Below are 23882 nucleotides of genomic sequence, written 5' to 3' on the forward strand. Positions count from 1 at the left end.
CTGGTATTCCAATTAAAAATTTGAATCGATATTTATATTATAAATCAGTAGTTTACTTAACAGATTCAAATTACCCCGGCCCACCAAACAAAGCAGTACGACCAAGGCACCTGGCGAGAAGTCGCAGGTGCCTTTTTTGTGGCCTTGAACTGCCCCTCCAGCTCCCGGCAGACCGTCGCTCCCGGATGGCCATACGCAGGCAAAACTCACGCTCTTCCTAACGCTTGCTCTGGCCAAAAACGGTTAGATTGTGGGTCCAAGACAATTGTGTCAGCCGTGCCGACACTGTTCCGTCGCCCCGCTGCCCATACCTTGATCTAGCGCTCTACCTTCAAGGCCCTATCGCGAACCAGCTTTTCTCCTACAAAACCTGTTCCCGGCATTACCGGCAGCCTCTCCCCGCCCCCCTCACTCTGCACCTTCATCCCCGCAAGCTCCCGCCGCGCCTGCTCCACATCAAACGCCCCATCCCACTTGGCAATCGCAATGGTGCCAATCCCATTCCCAATCAAATTGGTCACCGCCCTCGCCTCGTTCAAAAACCGATCCACCCCCAGCAGCAGCACCAACCCCACCAACGGTATCCCATGGATGGCCGACAACGTCGCCGCCAGGGTCACAAACCCCGCGCCGGCCACGCCCGCCGAGCCTTTGGAGGTGAGTAACAGCACACCCAGCACCACCATTTGATCCATCAAACTCAGCGGCGTATTGGTGGCCTGCGCGACGAAGATCGCCGCCATGGTCAGGTAGATGCAGGTGCCGTCGGAATTGAACGTGTAGCCTGTGGGCAGCACCATGCCGACCACCGATTTGCTGCAGCCCAGTTTTTCCAGTTTGACCATCATGCGTGGCAGCACCGCTTCGGTAGAGCAGGTGCCCAGGGTTACCAGGATCTCGTCTTTGAAGTAGCGCAAAAACTGCAGCAGCGGCAGGCCCGACCAGCGTGCCACGCTGCCCAGTACCACTACGATGAATAGCAGGGTGGTGAGGTACAGCGCCACCAGCAGTTGGCCCAGCGACATAAGGGTGCCGATGCCGTATTTGCCGATGGTGAAGGCCATGCCAGCGCCGGCGCCAAGCGGTGCGAGTTTCATGACAATGGCGACGATGCGAAACAGGCTTTGCAGCAGCAGGTCGATCACGTTGACCAGCGGTTTGCCGGTGTCGCCCAGTTGCACGAGGGCGACGCCCATCAACACCGACACCAGGATCACCTGCAGCATTGCGCCTTTGGCGAAGGCGTCGAACAGGGTGGTGGGGATGATGTTCAGCAGAAAGTCGACGATGCCGCCCTGGGCCGCGGCGGCCTGGGCGTAGCCGTTGACGGCGCTGGCGTTGAGGGTGCTGATGTCGATGTTCATGCCCACGCCCGGCTTGAGTACGTTGACCACCACCAGGCCGATCACCAGGGCCAGGGTAGACAGCACTTCAAAGTAGATCAGCGCCTTGCCGCCGATGCGCCCGACTTCCTTGATGCTGCCCATTTTGGCGATGCCGACCACTACGGTGCCGAAGATGATCGGCGCCAGCAGCATTTTGATCAGCTTGATAAAGCCATCGGCCAGCGGTTGCAGCTTGGCGCCGATGTCGGGGAGGAAGAAGCCGATGGCACCGCCGATGACGATGCCGATCAGTACTTGGACATACAGCTGGCCGTACCAGCGTGGGGACGTGTTGCTCATGGGGACCTCAATCTTGTTTTTGTAGGAGGGAGGCAGAGCGCACAGGGCCGACCCAAGCGGGTTGGCCCTGTGGATATATCAGGCGCCTTCGCCCAGTTCGCGCATCACGGCGTACAGCGCGGATTTGGCTTCGAAGCCTACGCCTGGGATGTCTGGCAGGCCGACGTAGCTGTTTTCCACCTTGATGCCGTCGGCAAAGCCGCCGAAGGGCTGGAATACGTCTGGGTAGGATTCGTTACCGCCCAGGTGCAGGCCGGCGGCGATGTTCAGCGACATTTGGTGGCCGCCGTGAGGCACTACGCGCCGCGACGACCAGCCCAGTTCTTTCATCACGTCCAGGGTGCGCAGGTATTCCACCAGGCCGTAGGACAGCGCGCAGTCGAACTGCAGAAAGTCGCGGTCCGGGCGCATGCCGCCGTGGCGCAGCAGGTTGCGGGCGTCCTGGTGCGAGAACAGGTTTTCGCCGGTGGCCATGGGCAGGTCGTAGTGGTTGGCCAGTTCTGCCTGTAGGGCGTAGTCCAGTGGGTCGCCGGCTTCTTCGTACCAGAACAGGTTGTAGGGCTTGATGGCTTCGGCGTAGGCGATGGAGGTTTTCAGGTCGAAGCGGCCGTTGGCGTCCACTGCCAGGCGACGGCCGTCGCCCACCACTTCCAGTACCGCTTCGATGCGGCGGATGTCTTCGTCCAGGGGCACGGCGCCGATCTTCATTTTCACCACGTCGTAGCCGCGATCCAGGTAGCTCTGCATTTCAGCCTTGAGCTTGGTTTGGTCTTTGCCGGGGTAGTAGTAACCGCCGGCGGCGTACACCCACACCTTGTCGTCGGCCACGCCGTCGCGGTAACGGTCGGCGAGCAGGCGGTACAGCGGTTTGCCTTCGATCTTGGCCACCGCATCCCACACGGCCATGTCGATGGTGCCTACGGCCACCGAGCGCTCGCCGTGGCCACCGGGCTTCTCGTTGGTCATCAGGGTTTTCCAGATGGCGAACGGGTCCAGGTTGTTGTGTTCGGTGTCGATCAAGCTTTCGGGGTCGGCTTCGGCAATGCGCGCCAGAAAGCGATCGCGCATCAGCGCGCCTTGGCCGTAGCGGCCGTTGGAGTTGAAGCCGTAACCGATCACCGGCTTGCCGTCGCGGATCACATCGGTGATCACCGCGACTACCGAGCAGGTCATTTTGGAAAAGTCGATGTAGGCATTGGCAATGGGCGATGCGATGGAAACGGTTTTCTCGCGAATATCCACGATACGCATGCGGGCGTCCTCTCTGATTATTTGACCTGGCTGTGCAGGGGGTGCCAGAGGACTTTAGGGCTGGCGGGTTGCCCGCGGCCAATGCCTATAATCGAGTAACTTATGCACAGGTAGCATTGCCCATGGAACTCGCTTGGCTGGAAGACTTTGTCGCGCTCGCGCAGTTGGAGAACTTTTCCCGCGCCGCAGACGCCCGCCACGTCACGCAACCGGCCTTTAGCCGGCGCATTCGCGCGCTGGAAAACTGGATGGGCGTCGACCTGTTCGAGCGCACCACCCAGGGCGCGACCCTGACCGACGTCGGCCGGCAAATGCTCGGCAACGCCCAGGACATGACCCGCCGCCTGCACCAGATGCGCCTGGACGCCCGCGAGCTGGCGGGCAAGCAACTGCGCACGCTGTACTTCGCCGCCACGCACTCGCTGTCGTTCAACTTTTTCCCGGGCTGGATACGCAGCACCGAGCGCGAGGCGCCCATCGAGGCGGTGCGCCTGCACTCGGACAACATGCGCGTGTGCGAACAGATGCTGCTTAACGGCGAGGTGCAGTTTTTGCTGTGCCACCACCACCCGGACGTACCGCCGCGCTTCCCCAACGAACAGTTCCTGGGCAAAACCGTGGGCAGCGATCTGCTGATGCCACTGTGTGCACCGCAAGCCATCAACGACACCGCGCCCACCACCCTGCCCTATTTAGGCTACACCGCAGAGTCGGGCCTGGGCCGCATCATCAACTGGCGTTTGAACCGCTCGCAGCCAGAACCTGCGCTGAACACCTTGTTCAGCTCACACCTGGCGGCGGTGCTGTTGTCGATGGCATTGGAGGGCAAGGGCATGGCGTGGCTGCCCGGCACCTTGGCAGAGGCGGACATTGCCCAGCACCGGTTGGTGCGGGCGCTTGATGAAGCGTGGGATATACCCGTGCAGATCCGACTGTTCCGCGCGCGTACGCCGCTCAGCGATTTTGCCGAGGCGTTTTGGGGCAAGTTGTGAAGGGGGTTATGGGTGCCCGACGCCCGCGCAACTGGATTGGTCGGGGTTGTCGGTGCAGCTGTCCTGGTAGCTGAAATACTTGCAGCCGGTGCAGGAGAGTACCAGCGTCAGGGCTAAGAGGTATTTCATGGATTTGCTCCCGGGTGGTCATCTTGGCACTGTGCCGCAAATGGCTTCACGGCACTGGGTGCTTTTTATAACGCTCAAAGGGAGCTTAGCTCAGGTAATGGGTGCGACAAGGGCATGCACCGGCAGCCGAACGGCCTTGTGTTAGTGATCGCGTTGGATGCTCGCTGTTAACAGCATCTCCACGATTACTTGCGCCGACTCAATGGAATGCACCACCGACAACGCCAACCCACCAGCATTGTGCCCCGGGCTGTCGGTCAGTTCGTATGCAGCCGCCTCGCCGGCGCGCAGGTAGGAAGCCAGGTGCACCAAGGCGTCTTCGGTGCTCAGGTGGGGCGTACGTTGAAGAGGGGTGGGTTGCAGGCGGGGGTTGGGTTGCTTCCGATCATGTGTGTTCTCCCTGTTTGGCGGTAGTAGCCGCCCCCGGAATGGGTGGCGGCCGTACGTGAGGTGAGAACCGGTGAAGTTCGGCAAAGCCGGTCGGACCGAAGTCCGCCCACGCACGACCGCCATAACGCGAACATGCAAGCGAGCAAGCTGCCCGATAAGAGGCAGTTGCGCCGAACAACAACGAGTTCTCACACCCGGTCACCGATTTTGCGGCGACGGGAAATCCTAACATTCGAGGGAAAGAGAACCGCGTCAGACGGGCCTGACATTATTGCAGTACCAGTCAGTTCGGACTTATCGGAAAAATCTGTAGCGGCTGTAGGAAATGGGAGTTCCGTTATTTGACGTATCATCGATCTGTTGTTTGGGGAACGATCCGACAGCGCCCCCAGAAATATCCCCACCCCATGGCGGAACTGAAATCCCACTGTCAGAATCCAATCCCCAAGCACCACCCCAACCCCAACCTGGCCAGCCAGGTGCTTTAGGAGTACCCCCGTGAAGCGCGTTTTCCCTATCGGATTGTGTTTCGCTGCTGTTATCAACATGGCCCCGGCGTTTGCCAGTGGCGAGAGCAACCAATGCCAGAACAACCTGCAAAAAGTCAGGGATGCGCAGGCGATGATCAACCCGGCGAACCAGCAGGTGAAGGCGGAGGTGGATTCCACGCTGCATCGGGCCGAGGCTGCGTTTGCTCGTAACAACGATGATGGGGCCAGGGAGTGCATTGCGTTGACGCAGCAGGCGTTGCAGAAGATTCAGAGTAATTGAGTGGATCGTGTACCTCTAAAAGTACCGCGTGACTGGTTCGCGGATGACTGAGATGCCAGTGTAGGAGCGGATTTATCCGCGAAAAGATCGATGCCGGTGTGCCTGATGCAACGCGGTGCGGGCTTCGCGGATTAATCCGCTCCTACAACAGAGCAGTCTTACCAGTTGTACGTCAACGTCGCCACCACATTACGCCGTGGCCCGAAGTAGCAGCTGGCGCTGTTGCTGCACGCGGTGATGTAGTCCTTGTCCAGCAGGTTGCTGGCGTTCAGCGCCACTTGGGTGCCGTTCAATGTGGGCGACAGTTTGCTCAGGTCGTAATGCATCGCGGCGTCGAACACGGTGACGTTGCCGGTTTTGATGCGGTTGAGGCTGGCGGTGGCAGAGGTGGCGCTGCTGCCCCATACCGAGCCCACGTAACGTGCGCCGCCACCCAGGCCGAAGCCTTCCAGTAGGCCGTCATGGAAGGTGTAGTCCAGCCAGGTGCTGGCCTGGTGGCGCGGGGTGAAGGGCAGTTCGTTGCCTTTATCGGTGTAGGCTGAGGTGATGTAACCGGACTTGGTCACTTCACTATCGGTGTAGGTGTAGCTCGCCAGTACGTCCAGGCTGTCGGTCACGGCGGCCTTGCCTTCCAGCTCCAAGCCACGGCTACGCGCCTCGCCGATTTGCACGGTGTTCTGAGTGTTGGCCGGGTCTACCGTGGTCAGGTTCTTCTGGGTCAGGGTGTACACCGACGCGGTCACGTAGCTCTCCTGGCCGGGTGGCTGGTACTTGATGCCGGCCTCGTATTGCTCGCCTTCGGTGGGTTTGAAGACCGGCGTTGTGGCGCTCACGGTGGTGTTCAGCATCGGGTCGAACGACTGCGAGTAGCTGAAGTAGGGCATCACGCCGTTATCGAACAGGTAGCCCAGGCCTGCGCGCCAGGTGCCCTTTTCGTCATCCTGGTCGATGTAGCGGTTGGTCGCGTTGCTGGCGTCCGGGCGGTAGTGGCTGTCGGACTTGGCCCAGTCGTAGCGCCCGCCCAGGGTCATGATCCAGTGGTCCAGCTTGATCTGGTCCTGCACGTACAAGCCAGTTTGCTTCATGGTTTGATACAGGTCGCGGCCGACTTTCTGGTTGGTCAGGGTGCCGCCGGCGCCATCCTGGGTGTAGGGGTTGATCGGCGTGTAGGTGCCGTTGACCACGTCGTTGACCAGGCCCGTGCGACGGAAATCCAAGCCCATCAGCAAGGTGTGCTCCAGGGCGCCGGTGGTGAAGTTGGCTTGCACTTGGTTGTCGACGTTAAAGATCTGCAGGTTACGCTTGATGTCCGAGGTGCCGCGCGCCAGCAATGGGCTGGTGGTGCTGACATAACCGTTGCCGTAGGCCGAACGGTTTTGCACGTTGACCTTGCTCCAGCGCAGGTTCTGGCGCACGGTCCAGGTGTCGTCGAAGCGGTGCTCAAACAGGTAGCCCAGTTGAAAGCTCTCGCGGCGCAGTTGGTCGAAGTTTGGATCGCCCAGTAGGGTATTGCTGTTGATGTGGCCCCACGGCGTGTTGCTCAGGGTGCCTTTGGCCGGGTAGTACTGCTCGGTGGTGCCGCCCCAGTCGCGCTGGTACTGAGCCAGCAAGGTCAGGCTGGTATCGTCATCGGGGCGCCAGGTGATGGCCGGAGCGATGAAGTTGCGGTTGTTGTTGACGTGATCAACTTGGGTGCCGCTGTCTTTGACCAGGCCCGTCAGGCGATAGCTCCACTGGCCCTGGTCGTCCAGCGCACCGCCGAAGTCAAAGCCCAATTGCTTGAGGTCGTGGCTGCCACCCTGCACCTGCAACTGATGCAGGGGCGTGGTGGTCGGCATCTTGCTGGTCAGGTTGATCAGCCCGCCCGGGCGGCTCTGGCCGTAGAGCATGGAGCTGGGCCCACGCAGTACTTCCACGCTTTGCAGGCCGTAGGGCTCGGCCATACCGCCCTGGCCGCTTTCGCCGTAGGGCAGCATCAAGCCATCCTGGAACACGTAGGGCGAAAAGCCGCGAATGCGGAACTGCTCGCGGGTGTTGTTGCTGCCGGTGTATTCGCCGAACACGCCGGGGGTGTAACGCACCGCCTGGCTGACGTCCTGCACCGCCTGGGCGTCCATTTGCTTGCGGGTGACCACCGAGATGGACTGTGGGATTTCGCCGATGGGCGTGTCGGTTTTGGTGGCACCGCTGGTGCGAGTGGCGACGTAGCTGCGGTCGCCCTCGACCACGCCGTAGCCGGTGGCGGAATTGATGTTGGTGGGGCCCAGGGTCAAGGCTCCGGCTGGCAAGCGCTTGAGGGTCAGGGTGCCGCCGGGGGTCACGTCCAGGGCTAGGCCAGAGCCTGCCACGACCTGGGACACGGCCGCTTCCGCGCTCATGCGCCCGCGCAGTGCTGGCGCTTGTTGCTGGTCGACCAGGCCGGGCTGGTAGACGATTTCACGACCGCTTTGCCGGGCGATGCGCCCCAGGGTGGTGGCCAGGTCTGCGGCGGGCAGGTCGAAGGCGATCAGCGACTGGCTGCTCTCCTGCGCCTGGGCCATGGCACTGCCGGCCAGCACGGGGCCGAACAACAGGGCGACACACAAGGGGGTCAACTGAAAGGCAAAGCGGTGAGACATGACAAGGCTCCATGGACGGGCCGCTGTTTGTGAGCGGTTCATGGTGTATGTCCAACGAGATTGAAAAAGCGATATAGGCTGGGGCAAAAATAATGGGTCAACTGAGCTCAACGCTGGTCCACCAGTCCAGGTAGCGCCTGATGCGCACCGGCATGGTTTGCTCCAACGCGCTGAGGGCACGGTCGCTGTGGTCCAGGGAAAAGGTGCCAGACACATGCACCACCGCTGCCTGCGGGCTGATGCGCAACACGCCGCGCCGATAAGGGCGCAAGGCATTGATCACATCGCCCAGCGGCCAGTCGACCACGCTCAGCCAGCCATCCTGCCAGCGGCTTTCACCGCTGCGGTTGGGCGCCAGCAGGGTGATGGTGTCGGTAAAGCGCGCGCCTTGGCCGGCCTGCAAATGGGCGGTGGCGCCGCTGCGGGTTGCGATGTCGGCCTGGGTACCCATGACCCAGGCGTGGGCGGCGCCCGGGTGCAAGGCGACCATCAGCCGCGCGTCCAACGACTGCACGCGACCATAGGGGGTGACCACCACCAGGGGCCGCGACTCACGTTGCACGTCGATGATCAATTGGCCGGCGCGCAACACCAGCAGGCGCAATTGCGGGGTGAAGTGCACGTCTACCGCGCTCTGGGCGTCCAGCTGCAGGCGGCTGCCATCGGCCAAACCCCGGCTTAGCCGCTCGCCGGTGCCGGTGCTCAGGTCTGCGGTGATCTCTGCCAGCGGCATGCCCGGGCGGCTCAGCAAGGCTACGCCCACGCCCACGCCGGCCAACGCCAGGGCGCCGCGCAATACATGCCGGCGACTGGGGCGCGGCGCCTGTAGGGCATGGCGCAAAGTGGGGTCGGCATTGCCCAGCGCGGCGAAGGCATGTTGCAGGTGCCCTTGCACCCGCGACCAGGCTTGGGCGTGGGCCGGGTCGGCGTGCAGCCAGGCCTCGAATTCACGGCGCTCGCCCGCAGCGATGGGTTCGTCACGCATCACGGCGGTCCACTGCACGGCTTGCTCGATGGCGGCGCGGGGCAGGCTCATGGCGCCATCAACTCGCGACAACACAGCATCAAGCCCTTGGCCACGTATTGGCGCACGCGGATGGTGGACACGCCCAGTTGCGCGGCGATGTCGGCGTATTTCATGCCTTCCAGTTGGCTGCACAAAAACGCGGTGCGCGCCCGTGACGACAGGCCGTCGAGCAGGGCATCTATGGCCATCAGGCTTTCCATCACCAGTGCGCGCTCTTCGGGCGACGGTTCCAACGGCTCGGGTTGCGCGGCCAGCGCTTCAAGATAGGCGCGCTCCAGGTCGCGACGGCGCCAGGTGTCGTACATCAGCCGCTTGGCGATGGTGGTCAACAGGGCCCGTGGCTCGCGAATCGCTTGGGGCGCTGGCATCGCCACCACCTGCACAAATGTTTCCGACGCCATGTCGGCGGCATCGTCGGGGCAACCCAGGCGCAGGCGCAAGCGGTCGAACAGCCAATGGTGGTGTTCGCCGAACAGGCGGTCAAGGGTGTGCTGGCGGTGGGCGGCGGTGAACGACATGGTGGGGATGATCATGACGAGTAAGTGCAAACGATTATCAATAAATATGCGAGCTGTTACAACCCTTCCCCGCACCGCCACCCCTCTGCCATACTCGCGCCCCGCTGCCGGGCATGAAGCCCAATGCGCCCCCCTTCCCCTGTGCGTTTGCCTGTAACGGACTACCTGTAATGAGCTTCTTTTCGATCGAATTCGCTCTGTGTTTCATGGTTTTTTTCGTGCTGTACTGGAGCTTCACCTGGAGCACCACGGCGCAGAACCTGCTGTTGCTCGCCGCCAGTTACGGCCTGCTCGCCTCCATCGACCCGCTATTTTTCCAAGTGCTGTTCGGCTACACCCTGGCGGTGTATGGGCTGGGGCAGTTGAGTGCGCGCTACCCAGGCCGCAAGGCCACCTACGGCTTGATCCTGCTGCTGGTACTGGGCAGTTTTTACTTTTTCAAATACCAGGACTTCTTCGTCACCAGCGTGCAACAAGCGCTGCAAACCTTCGGCTTCACTGTGTCGCTGCCGCTGTTCGAAGTGCTGCTGCCGGCGGGCTTGTCGTTTTACGTGTTCCATTCAGTCAGCTACCTGGTGTCGATCAACCGCGCTGAAATAACGCCGGCCAAGCCCCAGGACCTGGCACTGTACCTGGCGTTTTTCCCCAGCCTGATCGCCGGTCCGGTCAACCGTGCCACGCATTTTCTACCGCAGATCCAGCGCACTAGCACCCGCCATGTGATCGAACCGCAGCGGGCCTTGGGCTTGATCGCATTGGCGGTGGTGAAGCTGTTTTTTCTCAGCGCCTGGCTTGCCAACGAGTGGGTGGACCCGGTGTTCGATACGCCCAGCGCCTTCAGCCCCGAGCAGGTGTTGCTGAGCGTGTACGGCTATTCGTTGCAGATTTATCTCAACTTCAGCGGCTACACCCACTTGGTCACCGGCATCGCCCTGTTGCTGGGTTTTCGCCTGCCGCCGAACTTTGACTACCCCTACCTGGCCCGTAACCTGAAGGAGTTCTGGGACCGCTGGCACATCAGCTTGTCGCGCTTTATCCGGGACTACGTGTACATCCCGCTGGGTGGCAACCGCCAGGGTTTCTGGCGCGGCAACCTGAACCTGTTGGCGGCCATGCTGATCTCTGGCCTGTGGCACGGCGCCAGCTCGAATTTCATTATCTGGGGCGGGCTGCATGGCCTGGGGCTGATTGCCTACAAGCTTTACAGCCGCTGGCGACCACACCCTGCGACATGGCCGGGCTCTACAACCCTGATGCGCGTGCTGACCTTTCACTACGTGGCCTTTGCCTGGATCTTTTTCCGCAGCCCCACGCTGGAAGGCACCCAAGACATGCTGCTGGGTATCAGCCAACTGTCCTGGCAAGGCCTGGGTAATGGCCCTTGGGCCGGGCTGGTGGGTTGCCTGGCGCTGGTGATCCTGTACCCCTGGCTGGTCGCCAGCCTGCGCAGCCTGTTCGCCAGCAGTCAGCGCATACCGTGGCTGATTTATCCGGTGCCGCTGGGGTTGTTCATCTCATTGGTGATCTTCGCTTCACCGTCGGGCGTGCCGGGGTTTATCTATGCAAGCTTCTGACGACCCGGTGCTGGGCAGCCTGTTCACGGCCATCAAGGTGCTGCTCGGCATGCTGGTGGCAGCGTTGATTTTGACCTGGTTGAACCAGGACTCAATGCGCCTGTATTGCCAGCAGAAGTACCACGGCGGCTGCGCCATCCCAGGGCTGGCCGACAGCCCGGCCTGGGCCTTGGGTGGCAAGTTGACCCTGGCCCTGGCCGACGGGCGAGACGCGTTTCTGGCCAGCCTTGCGGGCATACCCGTGGTGGTCGAGACGCCGCCTGTTATTGCCCCTGTATTGGCCGCCGAGCCGATCCTGCCCCTGGTCATCCAGCCACCCGCCCAGGTGCCCGCCCCAGTGGCTACCCTGGCTGCAACGCTTGCGCCCAACGATGAAGTGTTCCTGGTGGGCGACTCGCTGATGCAAGGCGTGGCGCCGCACCTGGTCAACAGCCTGCACAAGCGCTTCAACATCAGCAGCGTCAACCTCAGCAAACAAAGCACCGGCCTTGCCTACCCAAGCTTTTTCAACTGGCCACAAACGGTCGAGCAAACGCTGCACGCCAATCCCCACATTCGCCTGATCGTGGTGTTTTTGGGCCCTAACGACCCGTGGGACATGCCCGTGGCCAAGGGCAAACCGTTCTTGCGCTTTCGCAGCGCCGACTGGGAAACCCTGTATCGCCAGCGCGTGGCGAGCATTTTCGAGCAAGCCAAGGCGCACAATGCCCAGGTGATCTGGGTAGGCCCGCCCAACATGCGCACCGACAAGCTGTCGCGTGCCATGACCTACCTGAGCCAGCTGTATAAAACCGAAGCCCAGCGCTATGGTCAGTTGTATGTTTCGGCCAACGAGATGCTGGGCTACAAGGCCGACGAGTTTTCGCCGTACCTGCAAGACGCCGACGGCAAACGGGTGAAAACCCGCGGCGACGATGGCATTCATTTCACCCCTACCGGGCAAAAATTGATCGCCACCCGCGTGCTGTCGCTGATCAACGTGCACACCCACGATATTACGGAGCGCTAGATGCCACGAATGCCAGGCCCCCTCACGCTTCTGGCCGCCCTGATACTGAGTGGCTGCAGCCCGGTCTCGGCGCTCGACAAGCCCACCCAGGCACCCGCGGTGCAAAAGCCGGCGGCACGCGTGACCGACGGCGAGCCCAATCTGCCCGCCCTGCAACGCAAGTTCCAGGCGGCCAACCGCGCCGCCATCAGCATCGTGCAACTGGGCGACTCGCACACTGCCGCCGACCTGTTCACGGGCGAGTTGCGCGCCCGCTTTCAACAAGACTACGGCAACGGTGGCATCGGTTTTATCGCCGCCACCCCGGTGCCCGGCACCCGCTATGACCAGCTGCGTTTGAGCACTGCCAAGGGCCAGTGGCAATTGGTGTCGGCGCGCAACCAGCAAAGTGCGCAGTTCCCCCTGGGTGGTTACCTGTCGCTGCCGCAAAGCGCCAATGCCCGGGTGCACCTGGAGCCCACGCCGCCCACCGAGCAGCGCTACCGGGTGTCGGCGCTGTACCAGGCCAGCAGCGCCAACCGGCTGTTGGTGTCAGACGGTGCCACGCAGACCGTGCGCGCCTTGTCGCCTAGCAACGGCAACTGGCGCTTCAGCCCCACGGTCAGCAACGTCCGCCTGCCTATGGACTTGTCTCTTGCCGGCAAACAAGGCCTGGCCCTGGGTGGCTTCAACCTGCTGGCCCAACAGAACACAGGCGTGGTGTTCTCGACCCTGGGCATCAACGGTGCGACCTTCAACGTGGTCGACAAATGGCAGCCCGGCTGGCTGGACACCCTCAAGGCGCTCAAGCCCGACCTCTTGATCATCGCCTACGGCACCAATGAAGCCTTCGACGACGACCTGGACCTGAGCCTTTACCAAAGCCAGCTCACCGACAAGCTCAAGGCCTTGCGCAGCGCCCTGCCCGGCACGGCGTTACTGGTGGTGGGCGCGCCCGACTCCTACAAGAATCGCAAGGCGGCGACCTGCGCCGCCCGCCAACCGCGCAACCTGCGGCCACTGATCCAGGTGCAGAAAACAGTCGCCCAACAGCAGCGCACGTTGTACTGGAGCTGGCAGGCCTACATGGGCGGGGATTGTTCGATTGAACGTTGGCAGGCACAGGACCTGGCGCGGCCGGATTTCGTGCATTTCAATGCCGCAGGCTACAAGCAAGCGGCGGACGGGTTGTATGAGTACCTGAGTGGGGTGATCAAAACCGGACGTTAAGGGCAAACGCCCGAGAGGTAGCGCCATCTGGACCAATGGCCATCACGCCACACCCCACAACAGTGGCGATACGTTATCATCGTTACAAATGGCGTTAATTTAATGTCGCCCCCTGGACGTGCTTATCGGCAAGGCAGCCACCACACCGAGGATACGACCGTGCTCTGCTACGACGAAATGAGCCAACTGGCCGGGGCTTCCAATTTCGACGAATGGTTCAAGCTGCTCAACAGGCAAGCCGCCAAGCTGGGCTTCTCGCGCATCCTGTTCGGCTTGAAGTGCAAGACCGACGCGACCTTCGAAAAAGCCACCATCCTGAGCAGCTATTCCGAAGCCTGGCGGCAAAAGTACGACAGCGAGGGTTACGCCTACATCGACCCGGTGGTAGCCCATAGTTTTCGCTCCAACCTGCCGCTGATCTGGACGGGGCAGGCCACCACGCAGCCTCAGGAAAACGAGTTTTTCGAAGAGGCCTCCTCCTACGGTTTGCAACAGGGCCTGACCCTGCCGCTGCATGCGGTGAACGGCTACGCCGGCATGCTCAGCTTTAGCAACGACCATGGCAGTGGCCGCGCCCACCTGCAGCACATCCACCAGGCCCTGCCCCATGCGGCGGTGCTGCGCGATTTCGCCCTGGAAAGCGCCGGCCACCTGCTGGGCAAAAGCGATGAGGCCATCCACCTGACCAAGCGCGAGCTTGAGGTGCTCAAGTGGGGCGCGGCGGGCAAGACGACGTGGGAAACCTCGATGATCCTTGCCTGTTCAGAGGCGGCCATCGACTTTCACTTCAAGAACATCCGCAAGAAATTCAAGGTCAGTTCGCGCCGCACGGCCATCGTCAAGGCAATCCAGAACGGCTTGATCACACCCTGACGCCGCGGGTCAATCGTCGTCTGCCGGGCAATAGCGCTCCAGGTCAACCTCGCTGATCACCCCATCCAAGTAAAGCCCAAGCAGGATCAACACCGAGGGCGGTACCTGGGTGGTGCATTCGATGCGGCTCGCGCACGCCTGGCTGATACCAAAACGCGACCAAAATGCCGTCTGGCTCTCTTTGCGCGACAAGCGCAACCGGACGGCAAGGCCGGTGGCCGTGCGGTTGCTCCAGTTTCGTTTGAGGGTCATGGGGGCTCCGGGCAGGAAAACGTGAACCTTACCACCGGGTTTTCGCGACCATAACCTCCCTATTCAGGTAGGCATTAATTTATTCAAATTGAATATACCGTTTTCCCAGCACAACACACACTGGGAGCCAACATGTACATTGCCATCGATCGCCGCGCCAACTTGAATACCCAGCACTTGAAAGAAATGCATAAACTTCGCGCCCGGATATTCAAGGAGCGCAAAGACTGGGAAGTCAGCGTAATTGCCGAAATGGAGATCGATGGTTATGACGCGCTAGACCCCTACTACATGATCATGAGCCATGGCGATGCCGACACTAACGTGTCTGGCTGCTGGCGCATCCTGCCCACCACAGGCCCGAACATGCTGGCCCATACCTTCCCGGAACTGCTGCACGGGGCCCCTGCGCCCTGCTCGGAAACGGTCTGGGAATTAAGCCGCTTTGCCATTGAAGCGCCGGATAAAAGTGCTTTCAACTTTTCCGACGTATCGACTATAGCGATTCGTTCTATTGTCGAGTTTGCCATGAATCAAGGTATTAAACAGTTCGTTACTGTGACCACCGTGGGCGTTGAAAAGATGCTCCGTCGGTTGGGCTTGGATATCAGCCGTTTTGGCCCATCGATAAAAGTGGGTATTGAAAACGCCGTGGCGCTTAATGTCGAACTGAATGCAAAAACCTGGGCTGCATTGAACAAATAATCACCAGACACCCCCCAAGGCGCGCCCTCGCACAGACGGCGCGCCTTTTTCGTTTCTGACCTTCCGTCGCCTCCCCCCCGCCCGATCGTGCAGTTCCCTCTTGCATCGCCAATATTATGGTATACCATCATACAGCGACCACCTCTCCCCTCTACTATGGAGCAGCCCATGAGTTTCGAAATTCGCAAGATCGTCAGCTACACCGAAGAAACCCTGATCGAAGGCGGCAAGGCGACCGACACCCCAGTGACCATGATCGGCCTGGCGGTCGTCATGAAGAACCCGTGGCTGGGCCGTGGTTTCGTTGAAGACTTGAAGCCAGAAATCAAAGCCAACTGCTCGGCCCTGGGCGCCATGATGGTCGAGCGCCTGACGGCTGCCATTGGCGGTGCGGACAAGATCCAGGCTTATGGCAAGGCTGCAGTGGTGGGTGCCGACGGCGAGATCGAACACGCCTCTGCAGTGATCCACACCCTGCGCTTTGGCAACCACTATCGCGAAGCCGTGCAAGCCAAAAGCTACCTGAGCTTCACCAACAAGCGCGGCGGCCCAGGCACCTCGATCCAGATCCCGATGATGCACAAGGATGACGAAGGCCTGCGCTCGCACTACATCACCCTGGAAATGCAGATCGAAGACTCGCCGCGTGCCGACGAGATCGTCGTAGTGCTGGGCGCTGCCAACGGTGGCCGCCTGCACCCGCGCATCGGCAACCGCTACATCGACCTTGAAGAACTGGCTGCAGAAAAAAACCAATAAGCAAGGCTAGCAGGAGCGTTCCATGATTCGGCATACCGCTGAACTCACCCCGGCCGGCACCAGTTATCTGGCGTGCGGCCAAGGCCACCCGGTGGTTTTGATCCACGGCGTGGGCCTGAACAAAGAGATGTGGGGCGGGCAGGCCGTTGGCCTGGCGCCGCATTACAGTGTCATTGCCTACGACATGCTCGGCCACGGCGCCAGCCCGCGCCCGGCCGCCGGCACGCCACTGCTCGGTTATGCCGATCAACTGCTGGAACTGCTCGACCACCTGCAGATCCCCCAGGCCACCATCATCGGCTTCTCGATGGGCGGCCTGGTGGCACGGGCCTTTGCCCTGCACCACCCCGAGCGCCTGTCTGGGTTGGTGGTGCTCAACAGCGTGTTCAACCGCAGCCCCGAGCAGCGTGCCGGCGTAATCGCCCGCACCGCCCAGGCCGCCGAGCACGGCCCGGATGCCAACGCCGAGGCGGCGCTGTCGCGCTGGTTCAGCCACGAATACCAGGCGGCCAACCCGGCGCAAATCGCCGCGATCCGCCAAACCCTGGCCAGCAATGATCCGCAGGGTTACCTGACCACCTACGAATTGTTCGCCACCCAAGACATGTACCGGGTCGAGGACCTGGGCAAGATCCAGGTGCCGACCCTGATCGCCACCGGCGAACTGGACCCAGGTTCCACGCCACAGATGGCCCGGGAAATGGCCGAGCGCATTCCCGGCGCGCAAGTTGCCGTGTTGCACGAGCAACGGCATATGATGCCGGTAGAGTCGCCGCGCCTGGTCAACCAGATGCTGCTGGACTTCCTCACTACCGCGCAAATCTCTCTGAACAAAGCCAAGGGGATCGTTGCATGACTCTCGCCCGCTTCCAGATGTGCATCGACGGCCAATGGGTCGATGCCCTGTCCGGCAAGACCTTTGAAAGCCTCAACCCGGCGCTGGCCCAACCGTGGGCCGTACTGCCGGACGCCGACGAAGCCGATGTCGACCGCGCCGTGCAAGCCGCGCAAAAAGCCTTTGAAAGCCCGGCCTGGCGTGGCCTGACCGCCACCGCGCGGGGCAAGTTGCTGCGCCGCCTGGGCGACCTGATCGCCGAGAACAAAGAACACCTGGCCCAGCTGGAAAGCCGCGACAACGGCAAGCTGATCCGCGAAACCCGCGGCCAGGTCAGCTACCTGCCGGAGTTCTTCCACTACACCGCAGGCCTGGCCGACAAGCTGGAAGGCGGCACCCTGCCGCTGGACAAGCCCGACCTGTTTGCCTACACCGTGCACGAGCCGATGGGCGTAGTGGCCGGGATCATCCCCTGGAACAGCCCGCTGTACTTGACCGCGATCAAGCTGGCGCCCGCTTTGGCCGCCGGCAACACCATCGTGCTCAAGCCTTCCGAACACGCCTCTGCCACCCTGCTTGAACTGGCCCGCCTGGCGCTGGAAGCCGGCATTCCAGCGGGCGTGGTCAACGTGGTCACCGGCTACGGCCCCAGCACCGGCGCGGCGCTCACCCGCCACCCGCTGGTGCGCAAAATCGCCTTCACCGGCGGTGCCGCCACCGCGCGCCACGTGGTGCGCAGCAGTGCCGAGAACTTTGCCAAGCTGTCGCTGGAGCTGGGCGGCAAGTCGCCGAACATCATCTTCGCCGACGCCGACCTGGACAGCGCCATCAATGGCGCCGTGGCCGGTATCTATGCCGCCTCCGGGCAGAGCTGCGTGTCGGGTTCGCGCTTGCTGGTGCAGGACGAGATCTACGACGAATTCGTCGCCCGCCTGGTGGAACGCGCCCAGCGCATCCGCATCGGCAACCCGCAGGATGAAACCAGCGAGATGGGCCCCATGGCCACCGCCCAGCAACTGGCCGTGGTCGAAGGCCTGGTGGCGGCGGCCATCGCCGAAGGCGCCACGTTGCGTACCGGTGGCAAGCGCGCGCACACCGACAGCGACGGCTGGTACTACGAGCCAACGCTGTTCGAGTGCGACAGCAACTCGATGCAAATCATGCAGGAAGAAGTCTTCGGCCCGGTGGCTTCGGTCATTCGTTTCAAGGACGAGGCCGAGGCGCTGGCGATTGCCAACGACTCGCAGTTCGGCCTGGCCGCCGGTATCTGGACCCGCGACCTGGGCCGCGCCCACCGCCTGGCGCGGGACGTGCGCTCGGGCATCATCTGGGTCAACACCTACCGCGCCGTGTCGGCCATGGCGCCGATTGGCGGCTTCAAAAACAGCGGTTACGGCCGTGAAAGCGGCATCGACTCGGTATTGGCCTACACGGAACTGAAAACCGTGTGGATCAACCTGTCGCAAGCGCCCATGCCCGACCCCTTTGTGATGCGTTAAGAGGATTACGTCAATGATCGAACCTGGCATCTACAAAGAGGTGATGGCCTCCTTCCCGTCCGGCGTCACGGTGGTCACCACCCTGGACCCGGAAGGCGGCATCGTCGGCATCACCGCCAGCGCCTTCAGCGCGCTGTCGATCGACCCGGCACTGGTGCTGTTTTGCCCCAACTATGCCTCCGACACCTACCCGATCTTGCGTGACAGCAAGCGCTTCGCGATCCACCTGCTGTCCGCCGACCAAACGGCGGAGGCCTACGCCTTTGCCGGCAAGGGCAAGGAAAAGGCCAAGGGCATCGAGTGGCACCTGAGCGAGCTGGGCAACCCGCTGCTGGCCAAGGCCACGGCGATCATCGAATGCGAGCTGTGGCGTGAATACGATGGCGGCGACCACGCCATTATCGTGGGCGCGGTTAAAAACCTGATATTGCCGGCCGATCCAGTCACGCCGATGATCTATCACCGGGGCAAACTGGGCGCTTTGCCTACCTTTACCTGACACCCCCCCTGTGGGGAGCACGGCTTGGCGGCGCTGAGGGCGCCATCGCCGGCAAGCCGCGCTCCCACAGGGTTCGTCAGCTACACAGTGTTCAATCAACGCATGATAAACTCGCCGCTTATTTTGGCCCTTGTCCGGCCCGCATTCCGGCCCCGAGGTATCCAGTCAACACTCAATCAGAGCGGACCCCATGAAACGCCTGCCACTCGACGACAGCTTCAAGGTCAATCGCAACCCCGTTACCCTGCGCGAAATCGTGCTGGATAAACTGCGCAGCGCCATCATGAATTTCCAATTGCTGCCGGGCGACCGCCTGGTAGAGCGCGACCTGTGCGACCGCCTGGGCGTCAGCCGTACCTCTGTACGCGAAGCGCTGCGCCACCTGGAGTCCGAAGGCCTGGTGGAGTTCGCCGACGCCAAGGGCCCGCGCGTGGCCATCATCACCCTGGAAGACGCCCGCGACATCTACGAGCTGCGCTGCGTGCTCGAAGGCCTGATCGTGCAGTTGTTCACCCTGAACGCCAAGGCCAAAGACATCCGCGCCCTGGAAAAAGCCCTGGAAGAGAACCGCAAGGCGCTCAACGAAGGCGAACTGCAACAGGTGCTGGATTCGGTGCAGGGCTTCTACGACGTGCTGCTGGAAGGCTCGGGCAACCACGTGGCCGCCACCCAACTGCGCCAGTTGCAAGCACGCATCAGCTACCTGCGCGCCACCTCCGTGTCCCAGGAAAACCGCCGCGGCGCCAGCAACCAGGAAATGGAGCGCATGGTCGAGGCCATCAAAAGCGGCGACCCGCTGGCCGCGCACCAAGCCTCGGTTGACCACGTACGCTCCGCCGCCAAGGTCGCGCTGGACTACTTGCGCCAGAAGCAGGCCGACGCCGGCAAGCTGCGCGAGATCGCCACGCCCATCGTCCAGAAAGAACCGCGCATAGGTCGCTGAACATGCCCAGCCCACGCTTCTGCCCGCAGTGCGGTGCCGCCAACCTGGTTAACCAGGTGCCCGACGGCGACACCCATTCGCGGCTGATGTGCCAGGGCTGCGGCTACATCCACTACATCAACCCCAAGATCATCGCCGGCTGCATCATCGAGCAAGAGGGCAAGTACCTGCTGTGCCAGCGCGCCATCCCCCCGCGCCCAGGCACCTGGACGCTGCCGGCAGGTTTCATGGAAAGCGGCGAGACCACCGAGCAGGCGGCCTTGCGCGAGGTGTGGGAAGAAAGCGGCGTGCGCGCCGAAATCGTCTCGCCCTACTCGATCTTCAGCGTGCCGCAGATCAGCGAGGTGTACATCATCTTCCGCGCCGTGGCCGTGGAGATCACCGGGCAGTACGGCCCGGAAACCCTGGACTACAAATTCTTCGCCCCCCAGGACATCCCGTGGGAGAGCATCTACTACCCAGCCATCCGGCAGATCCTCGAACGCTATATCGAGGAACGCCAGGCGGGGGTGTACGGCATCTACATCGGCAACGATGACAGCGGGAAAATCCACTTCATCCGCTAGGCCTCGTCAGTACCGAGGGAATGCCCCTCAACTATGATTATTTCAGCCTTGGCCACGCCCTTGCGGTACGCGCACGCCTGCTGATATTCCGGCGAGTTGTAGCAGGCGATCGCCTGATCGTACGACGGGAACTCGATGACCACGCTGCGTTGCGGCGTTTCGCGCCCTTCCATCGCCTGGCAGCGCCCGCCCCGGGCCAAAAACTTGCCGCCATACAAGGCAAACGCCGTGGGCGCGCGCTGGGTGTAGTCGGTGTATTGCTCAGGGTCGGTGACGTCCACTTGAGCGATCCAGTAAGCCTTCATTCTGACCTCGACCGTTTCGGTTATATTTGTATTATGGTATACCAGAATAACGTTAACGCCATCTACAAAAAGAGAGCCCACCCATGGCCTTCAACAGCATCGAAGAGATCATCGACGACTACCGCCAAGGCAAGATGGTCTTGCTGGTGGACGATGAGGATAGAGAAAACGAAGGCGACCTGCTGCTGGCCGCCGACCGGTGTACCCCCACCGCCATCAGTTTCATGGCCCGCGAAGCGCGTGGCCTGATCTGTTTGACACTTACCGACGAGCATTGTCAGCGCTTGGGTTTGGAACAAATGGTGCCGGCCAACGGCAGCGTGTTCAGCACCGCGTTTACCGTGTCCATTGAAGCGGCCACCGGGGTAACCACTGGTATTTCCGCCGCCGACCGCGCCCGCACCGTGGAGGCCGCCGTGGCCGCCAATGCCCGCGCCGAAGACCTGGTGCAGCCCGGCCACATCTTCCCGCTGCGGGCCAAGGAAGGCGGCGTGCTGACCCGCGCCGGCCATACCGAAGCGGGCTGCGACCTGGCGCGCCTGGCCGGGTTTACCCCAGCGTCGGTCATCGTCGAAGTGATGAACGACGACGGCACCATGGCCCGGCGCCCCGACCTTGAAGTGTTCGCCCGCAAGCACGGCATCAAGATCGGCACCATCGCCGACCTGATCCATTACCGCCTGAGCACCGAGCACACCATCGTACGCAACGGCGAACGCGACTTGCCTACCGTGCACGGTACCTTTCGTCTGATTACCTATGAAGACCGCATCGAAGGCGGCGTGCACATGGCCATGGTGATGGGCGACATCCGCCGCGAGGACCCGACCCTGGTGCGCGTGCACGTGATCGATCCGCTGCGCGACCTGGTGGGCGCCGAGTACAACGGGCCGGCCAACTGGACGCTGTGGGCGGCCTTGCAACGGGTGGCCGAGGAAGGCCGTGGCGTGGTGGTGGTGCTGGCCAACCATGAGTCATCCCAGGCGTTGCTGGAACGGGTGCCGCAACTCACTGCAGCGCCGCGCCAATACACCCGGTCGCAGTCGCGGATTTACTCGGAGGTGGGCACCGGTGCGCAAATTTTGCAGGACATTGGCGTGGGCAAGCTAAGGCACCTGGGGCCGCCGTTGAAGTACGCGGGGCTTACCGGGTATGACCTGGAAGTGGTTGAGAGTATTGCGTTTACGGCTTGAGAACCGTGGCGCCTGGTTCGCGGATAAATCCGCGCCTACCAGGCGATGGCAACCCCTGTAGGAGCGGATTCATCCGCGAAGGGGGCCCACCACAGACAACCGGTAAGGCAAACCTCTTGCAGAAAGTTTGGAATACCATAATATGATATTCCGTAGACCGAACAAAAATGTCAGGTGCGCCCGCCAGGGACAGCACAAATAACAGCCCCTGACAGGGTCGCCCCTTAAAGGCTCCAATGGACCTACTGCTCCCGAAAGGCGGGCGTTGTTACAGCCCGCTCAAAACACAACAAATGAGGGCGTACACATGGTGTTCAACAAACTTGCAACCGCGGCCCTGGCCGCAGGTTTTCTGGCGCTGACGTGCAGCTCGGCCTATGCCGCGCAAAGCATGAGCTTCGTCAGTTGGGGCGGCAGCACCCAGGATGCACAAAAGGCAGCCTGGGCTGATCCTTTCAGCAAGCAAAGCGATGTGAAAGTGGTGCAGGACGGCCCCACCGACTACGGCAAACTCAAGGCCATGGTCGAGAGCGGCAACGTGCAGTGGGACGTGGTCGATGTCGAAGCCGACTTCGCCCTGCGCGCCGCCGCCGAAGGTTTGCTCGAACCGCTGGACTTCAAAGTCATCCAGCGCGACAAGCTGGACTCGCGTTTCGTTTCCGATTACGGCGTAGGCTCGTTCTACTTCTCCTTCGTGCTGGGCTACAACGACAGCAAGCTTGCCGGCGCCAAGCCACAAGACTGGACCGCCCTGTTCGACACCAAGACCTACCCCGGCAAACGCGCCCTCTACAAATGGCCAAGCCCTGGCGTGCTGGAGTTGGCCCTGCTGGCCGACGGCGTACCCGCCGACAAGCTGTACCCGCTGGACCTGGACCGTGCCTTCAAAAAACTCGACACCATCAAGAAAGACATCGTGTGGTGGGGCGGCGGCGCGCAATCGCAGCAACTGCTGGCGTCCGGTGAAGCGTCCATCGGCCAGTTCTGGAACGGCCGCGTGTACGCCCTGCAACAAGACGGCGCACCGGTGGGCGTGAGCTGGAAGCAGAACCTGGTCATGGCCGATTTCCTGGTCATCCCCAAGGGCTCGAAAAACAAGGATGCGGCCATGAAGTTCCTGGCCAACTCAAGCTCCGCCAAAGGCCAGGCCGAATTCGCCAACCTGACCGCCTACGCCCCGATCAACACCGACAGTGTCAGCCTGCTCAAGCCTGAACTCGCGCCGAACCTGCCGACTGCCTACGCTAAGGATCAGATCACTCTCGACTTCGCTTACTGGGCCAAGAATGGTCCGGCAATCGCGACACGGTGGAACGAATGGCTGGTCAAATGAAAATGACGGCGACCGCCCACCGCCCTTCCACGCCGAACGGGAGCGCCACTGGCGCTGCCGTTGCGGTACCGGCAAAGGCTGGCGCCATGCACAACTCCCCTTCCCTGGCACAGCGCTGGCGCGGCTCGCGCAACCTGATCCCGGCCATGTTGTTTTTGGGCCTGTTCTTTTTCGCGCCGTTGATCGGCCTGCTGCTGCGCGGCGTGCTGGAGCCCACCCCAGGCTTTGGCAACTACGCACAGCTGTTTGCCAACTCGGCTTACGCACGGGTGCTGTTCAACACCTTCTCGGTGGCCGGCCTGGTGACGTTGTTCAGCGTGTTGCTGGGCTTCCCGCTGGCCTGGGCGATCACCCTGGTGCCCCGTGGCTGGGGCCGCTGGCTGCTGAACATCGTGCTGCTGTCGATGTGGACCAGCCTGCTGGCGCGCACCTACTCCTGGCTGGTGTTGCTGCAGGCTTCAGGGGTGATCAACAAGGCGCTGATGGCCATGGGCATCATCGACCAGCCGCTGGAGATGGTGCACAACCTCACGGGCGTGGTGATCGGCATGAGCTACATCATGATCCCGTTCATCGTGCTGCCGCTGCAGGCGACCATGTCGGCGATCGACCCGATGGTGTTGCAGGCCGGCTCCATCTGCGGCGCCAGCCCCTGGACCAACTTCTTCCGGGTGTTTTTGCCGCTGTGTCGCTCGGGGCTGTTCTCGGGTGCGTTGATGGTGTTCGTGATGTCGCTGGGGTACTACGTGACACCGGCGTTGCTCGGTGGCGCGCAGAACATGATGCTGCCTGAATTCATCGTGCAACAGGTGCAGTCGTTCCTCAACTGGGGCTTGGCCAGTGCCGCCGCCGCATTGCTGATCCTGATCACCCTGGTGCTGTTCTACTTCTACCTGAAGCTGCAACCGGAATCGCCGGTCGGCTCCAGCAACGCGAGGTAAGCCATC

25 protein-coding genes are annotated in these 23882 nt (G+C 62.0%); 16 read left to right on the top strand and 9 right to left on the bottom strand.

The features are described 5' to 3' along the window. Nucleotides 1-317: 317 nt before the first annotated feature. On the bottom strand, nucleotides 318-1685 hold the full coding sequence (gene dctA / locus L9B60_RS07775) for a C4-dicarboxylate transporter DctA (protein ID WP_249677803.1): 1368 nt from the start codon (nucleotides 1683-1685) through the stop codon (nucleotides 318-320). Between the two features lie 78 nt (nucleotides 1686-1763). Continuing rightward, on the bottom strand, nucleotides 1764-2936 hold the full coding sequence (locus L9B60_RS07780; RefSeq protein ID WP_249677804.1) for a mandelate racemase/muconate lactonizing enzyme family protein: 1173 nt from the start codon (nucleotides 2934-2936) through the stop codon (nucleotides 1764-1766). A 122-nt stretch (nucleotides 2937-3058) separates the two neighbouring features. Here L9B60_RS07780 and L9B60_RS07785 point away from each other — a divergent pair, with 122 nt between their 5' ends. Beyond that, nucleotides 3059-3928, top strand: a complete 870-nt coding sequence (locus tag L9B60_RS07785; protein ID WP_249677806.1) for a LysR family transcriptional regulator — start codon at nucleotides 3059-3061, stop codon at nucleotides 3926-3928. 6 nt (nucleotides 3929-3934) lie between these two features. Here L9B60_RS07785 and L9B60_RS30465 read toward each other — a convergent pair whose 3' ends face one another. Continuing rightward, nucleotides 3935-4057: a hypothetical protein gene (locus L9B60_RS30465; protein WP_283780581.1), complete on the bottom strand. Its 123-nt coding sequence runs from the start codon at nucleotides 4055-4057 to the stop codon at nucleotides 3935-3937. A gap of 141 nt (nucleotides 4058-4198) precedes the next feature. Then, nucleotides 4199-4366: a hypothetical protein gene (locus tag L9B60_RS07790; protein ID WP_249677808.1), complete on the bottom strand. Its 168-nt coding sequence runs from the start codon at nucleotides 4364-4366 to the stop codon at nucleotides 4199-4201. A 579-nt stretch (nucleotides 4367-4945) separates the two neighbouring features. Between L9B60_RS07790 and L9B60_RS07795 the strand changes: the two genes are divergently transcribed. Then, on the top strand, nucleotides 4946-5218 hold the full coding sequence (locus tag L9B60_RS07795) for a PA2433 domain-containing protein (protein ID WP_249677809.1): 273 nt from the start codon (nucleotides 4946-4948) through the stop codon (nucleotides 5216-5218). Nucleotides 5219-5376: 158 nt separating this feature from the next. On the opposite strand, the gene L9B60_RS07800 is transcribed toward L9B60_RS07795, so the two are convergent. The 3 genes from L9B60_RS07800 to L9B60_RS07810 form a co-directional block, all read right to left on the bottom strand. Continuing rightward, on the bottom strand, nucleotides 5377-7836 hold the full coding sequence (locus L9B60_RS07800; RefSeq protein ID WP_249677810.1) for a TonB-dependent siderophore receptor: 2460 nt from the start codon (nucleotides 7834-7836) through the stop codon (nucleotides 5377-5379). A gap of 97 nt (nucleotides 7837-7933) precedes the next feature. Beyond that, nucleotides 7934-8872, bottom strand: coding sequence for a FecR domain-containing protein (locus L9B60_RS07805; protein WP_249677812.1), 939 nt, complete (start codon nucleotides 8870-8872; stop codon nucleotides 7934-7936). After that, nucleotides 8869-9381, bottom strand: coding sequence for a sigma-70 family RNA polymerase sigma factor (locus L9B60_RS07810; protein ID WP_249679684.1), 513 nt, complete (start codon nucleotides 9379-9381; stop codon nucleotides 8869-8871). Before L9B60_RS07810 ends, L9B60_RS07805 begins: the two co-directional genes overlap by 4 nt. A 170-nt stretch (nucleotides 9382-9551) precedes the next feature. Between L9B60_RS07810 and L9B60_RS07815 the strand changes: the two genes are divergently transcribed. The 4 genes from L9B60_RS07815 to L9B60_RS07830 all read left to right on the top strand — a co-directional run bounded on the left by L9B60_RS07815 (nucleotide 9552) and on the right by L9B60_RS07830 (nucleotide 14046). Continuing rightward, nucleotides 9552-10955: an MBOAT family O-acyltransferase gene (locus L9B60_RS07815; RefSeq protein ID WP_249677814.1), complete on the top strand. Its 1404-nt coding sequence runs from the start codon at nucleotides 9552-9554 to the stop codon at nucleotides 10953-10955. Continuing rightward, nucleotides 10942-11964: an SGNH/GDSL hydrolase family protein gene (locus L9B60_RS07820; RefSeq protein ID WP_249677816.1), complete on the top strand. Its 1023-nt coding sequence runs from the start codon at nucleotides 10942-10944 to the stop codon at nucleotides 11962-11964. Before L9B60_RS07815 ends, L9B60_RS07820 begins: the two co-directional genes overlap by 14 nt. Continuing rightward, a complete protein-coding gene (locus L9B60_RS07825) occupies nucleotides 11965-13173 on the top strand; it encodes an SGNH/GDSL hydrolase family protein (RefSeq protein WP_249677817.1) in 1209 nt (402 codons plus the stop codon). A gap of 102 nt (nucleotides 13174-13275) precedes the next feature. Beyond that, on the top strand, nucleotides 13276-14046 hold the full coding sequence (locus L9B60_RS07830) for a helix-turn-helix transcriptional regulator (RefSeq protein WP_249677818.1): 771 nt from the start codon (nucleotides 13276-13278) through the stop codon (nucleotides 14044-14046). Between the two features lie 9 nt (nucleotides 14047-14055). Here L9B60_RS07830 and L9B60_RS07835 read toward each other — a convergent pair whose 3' ends face one another. Continuing rightward, nucleotides 14056-14298 (bottom strand): hypothetical protein, encoded by a 243-nt coding sequence (locus L9B60_RS07835; RefSeq protein WP_249677820.1) that lies wholly within the window; start codon nucleotides 14296-14298, stop codon nucleotides 14056-14058. Between the two features lie 132 nt (nucleotides 14299-14430). On the opposite strand from L9B60_RS07835, the gene L9B60_RS07840 reads away from it, so the two are divergent. From L9B60_RS07840 to L9B60_RS07870, 7 genes are all read left to right on the top strand, one after another. After that, nucleotides 14431-15003, top strand: coding sequence for an acyl-homoserine-lactone synthase (locus tag L9B60_RS07840; protein WP_249677822.1), 573 nt, complete (start codon nucleotides 14431-14433; stop codon nucleotides 15001-15003). 168 nt (nucleotides 15004-15171) lie between these two features. Then, nucleotides 15172-15762, top strand: a complete 591-nt coding sequence (locus L9B60_RS07845) for an amino acid synthesis family protein (RefSeq protein ID WP_249677824.1) — start codon at nucleotides 15172-15174, stop codon at nucleotides 15760-15762. Nucleotides 15763-15784: 22 nt separating this feature from the next. Further along, entirely contained in the window at nucleotides 15785-16618 is an 834-nt protein-coding gene (locus L9B60_RS07850) for an alpha/beta fold hydrolase (protein ID WP_249677827.1), read from the top strand. Then, nucleotides 16615-18096: an aldehyde dehydrogenase gene (locus L9B60_RS07855; RefSeq protein WP_249677829.1), complete on the top strand. Its 1482-nt coding sequence runs from the start codon at nucleotides 16615-16617 to the stop codon at nucleotides 18094-18096. Before L9B60_RS07850 ends, L9B60_RS07855 begins: the two co-directional genes overlap by 4 nt. Nucleotides 18097-18109: 13 nt before the next feature. Further along, nucleotides 18110-18595 (top strand): flavin reductase family protein, encoded by a 486-nt coding sequence (locus L9B60_RS07860; protein WP_249677832.1) that lies wholly within the window; start codon nucleotides 18110-18112, stop codon nucleotides 18593-18595. A 190-nt stretch (nucleotides 18596-18785) separates the two neighbouring features. Next, a complete protein-coding gene (locus L9B60_RS07865) occupies nucleotides 18786-19538 on the top strand; it encodes a GntR family transcriptional regulator (protein WP_249677834.1) in 753 nt (250 codons plus the stop codon). A 2-nt stretch (nucleotides 19539-19540) separates the two neighbouring features. Continuing rightward, complete coding sequence (locus L9B60_RS07870) at nucleotides 19541-20104, top strand: NUDIX hydrolase (RefSeq protein WP_249677835.1); 564 nt, start codon at nucleotides 19541-19543, stop codon at nucleotides 20102-20104. Here the strand turns inward: L9B60_RS07870 and L9B60_RS07875 are convergent. Then, entirely contained in the window at nucleotides 20101-20409 is a 309-nt protein-coding gene (locus L9B60_RS07875; protein WP_249677837.1) for a DUF1330 domain-containing protein, read from the bottom strand. The genes L9B60_RS07870 and L9B60_RS07875 overlap by 4 nt on opposite strands. Before the next feature lie 83 nt (nucleotides 20410-20492). Here L9B60_RS07875 and ribBA point away from each other — a divergent pair, with 83 nt between their 5' ends. The 3 genes from ribBA (at nucleotide 20493) to L9B60_RS07890 (ending at nucleotide 23876) form a co-directional block, all read left to right on the top strand. Beyond that, on the top strand, nucleotides 20493-21602 hold the full coding sequence (ribBA, locus tag L9B60_RS07880) for a bifunctional 3,4-dihydroxy-2-butanone-4-phosphate synthase/GTP cyclohydrolase II (RefSeq protein ID WP_249677839.1): 1110 nt from the start codon (nucleotides 20493-20495) through the stop codon (nucleotides 21600-21602). A gap of 307 nt (nucleotides 21603-21909) precedes the next feature. Continuing rightward, nucleotides 21910-22935, top strand: a complete 1026-nt coding sequence (locus L9B60_RS07885; RefSeq protein ID WP_249677842.1) for an ABC transporter substrate-binding protein — start codon at nucleotides 21910-21912, stop codon at nucleotides 22933-22935. Further along, nucleotides 22932-23876 (top strand): ABC transporter permease, encoded by a 945-nt coding sequence (locus tag L9B60_RS07890; RefSeq protein ID WP_249677844.1) that lies wholly within the window; start codon nucleotides 22932-22934, stop codon nucleotides 23874-23876. The genes L9B60_RS07885 and L9B60_RS07890 overlap by 4 nt, the downstream gene beginning before the upstream one ends. Nucleotides 23877-23882: the final 6 nt, after the last annotated feature.

The sequence above is a fragment of the Pseudomonas abieticivorans genome, from assembly GCF_023509015.1.
GTDB classification, from domain to species: Bacteria; Pseudomonadota; Gammaproteobacteria; order Pseudomonadales; family Pseudomonadaceae; genus Aquipseudomonas; species Aquipseudomonas abieticivorans.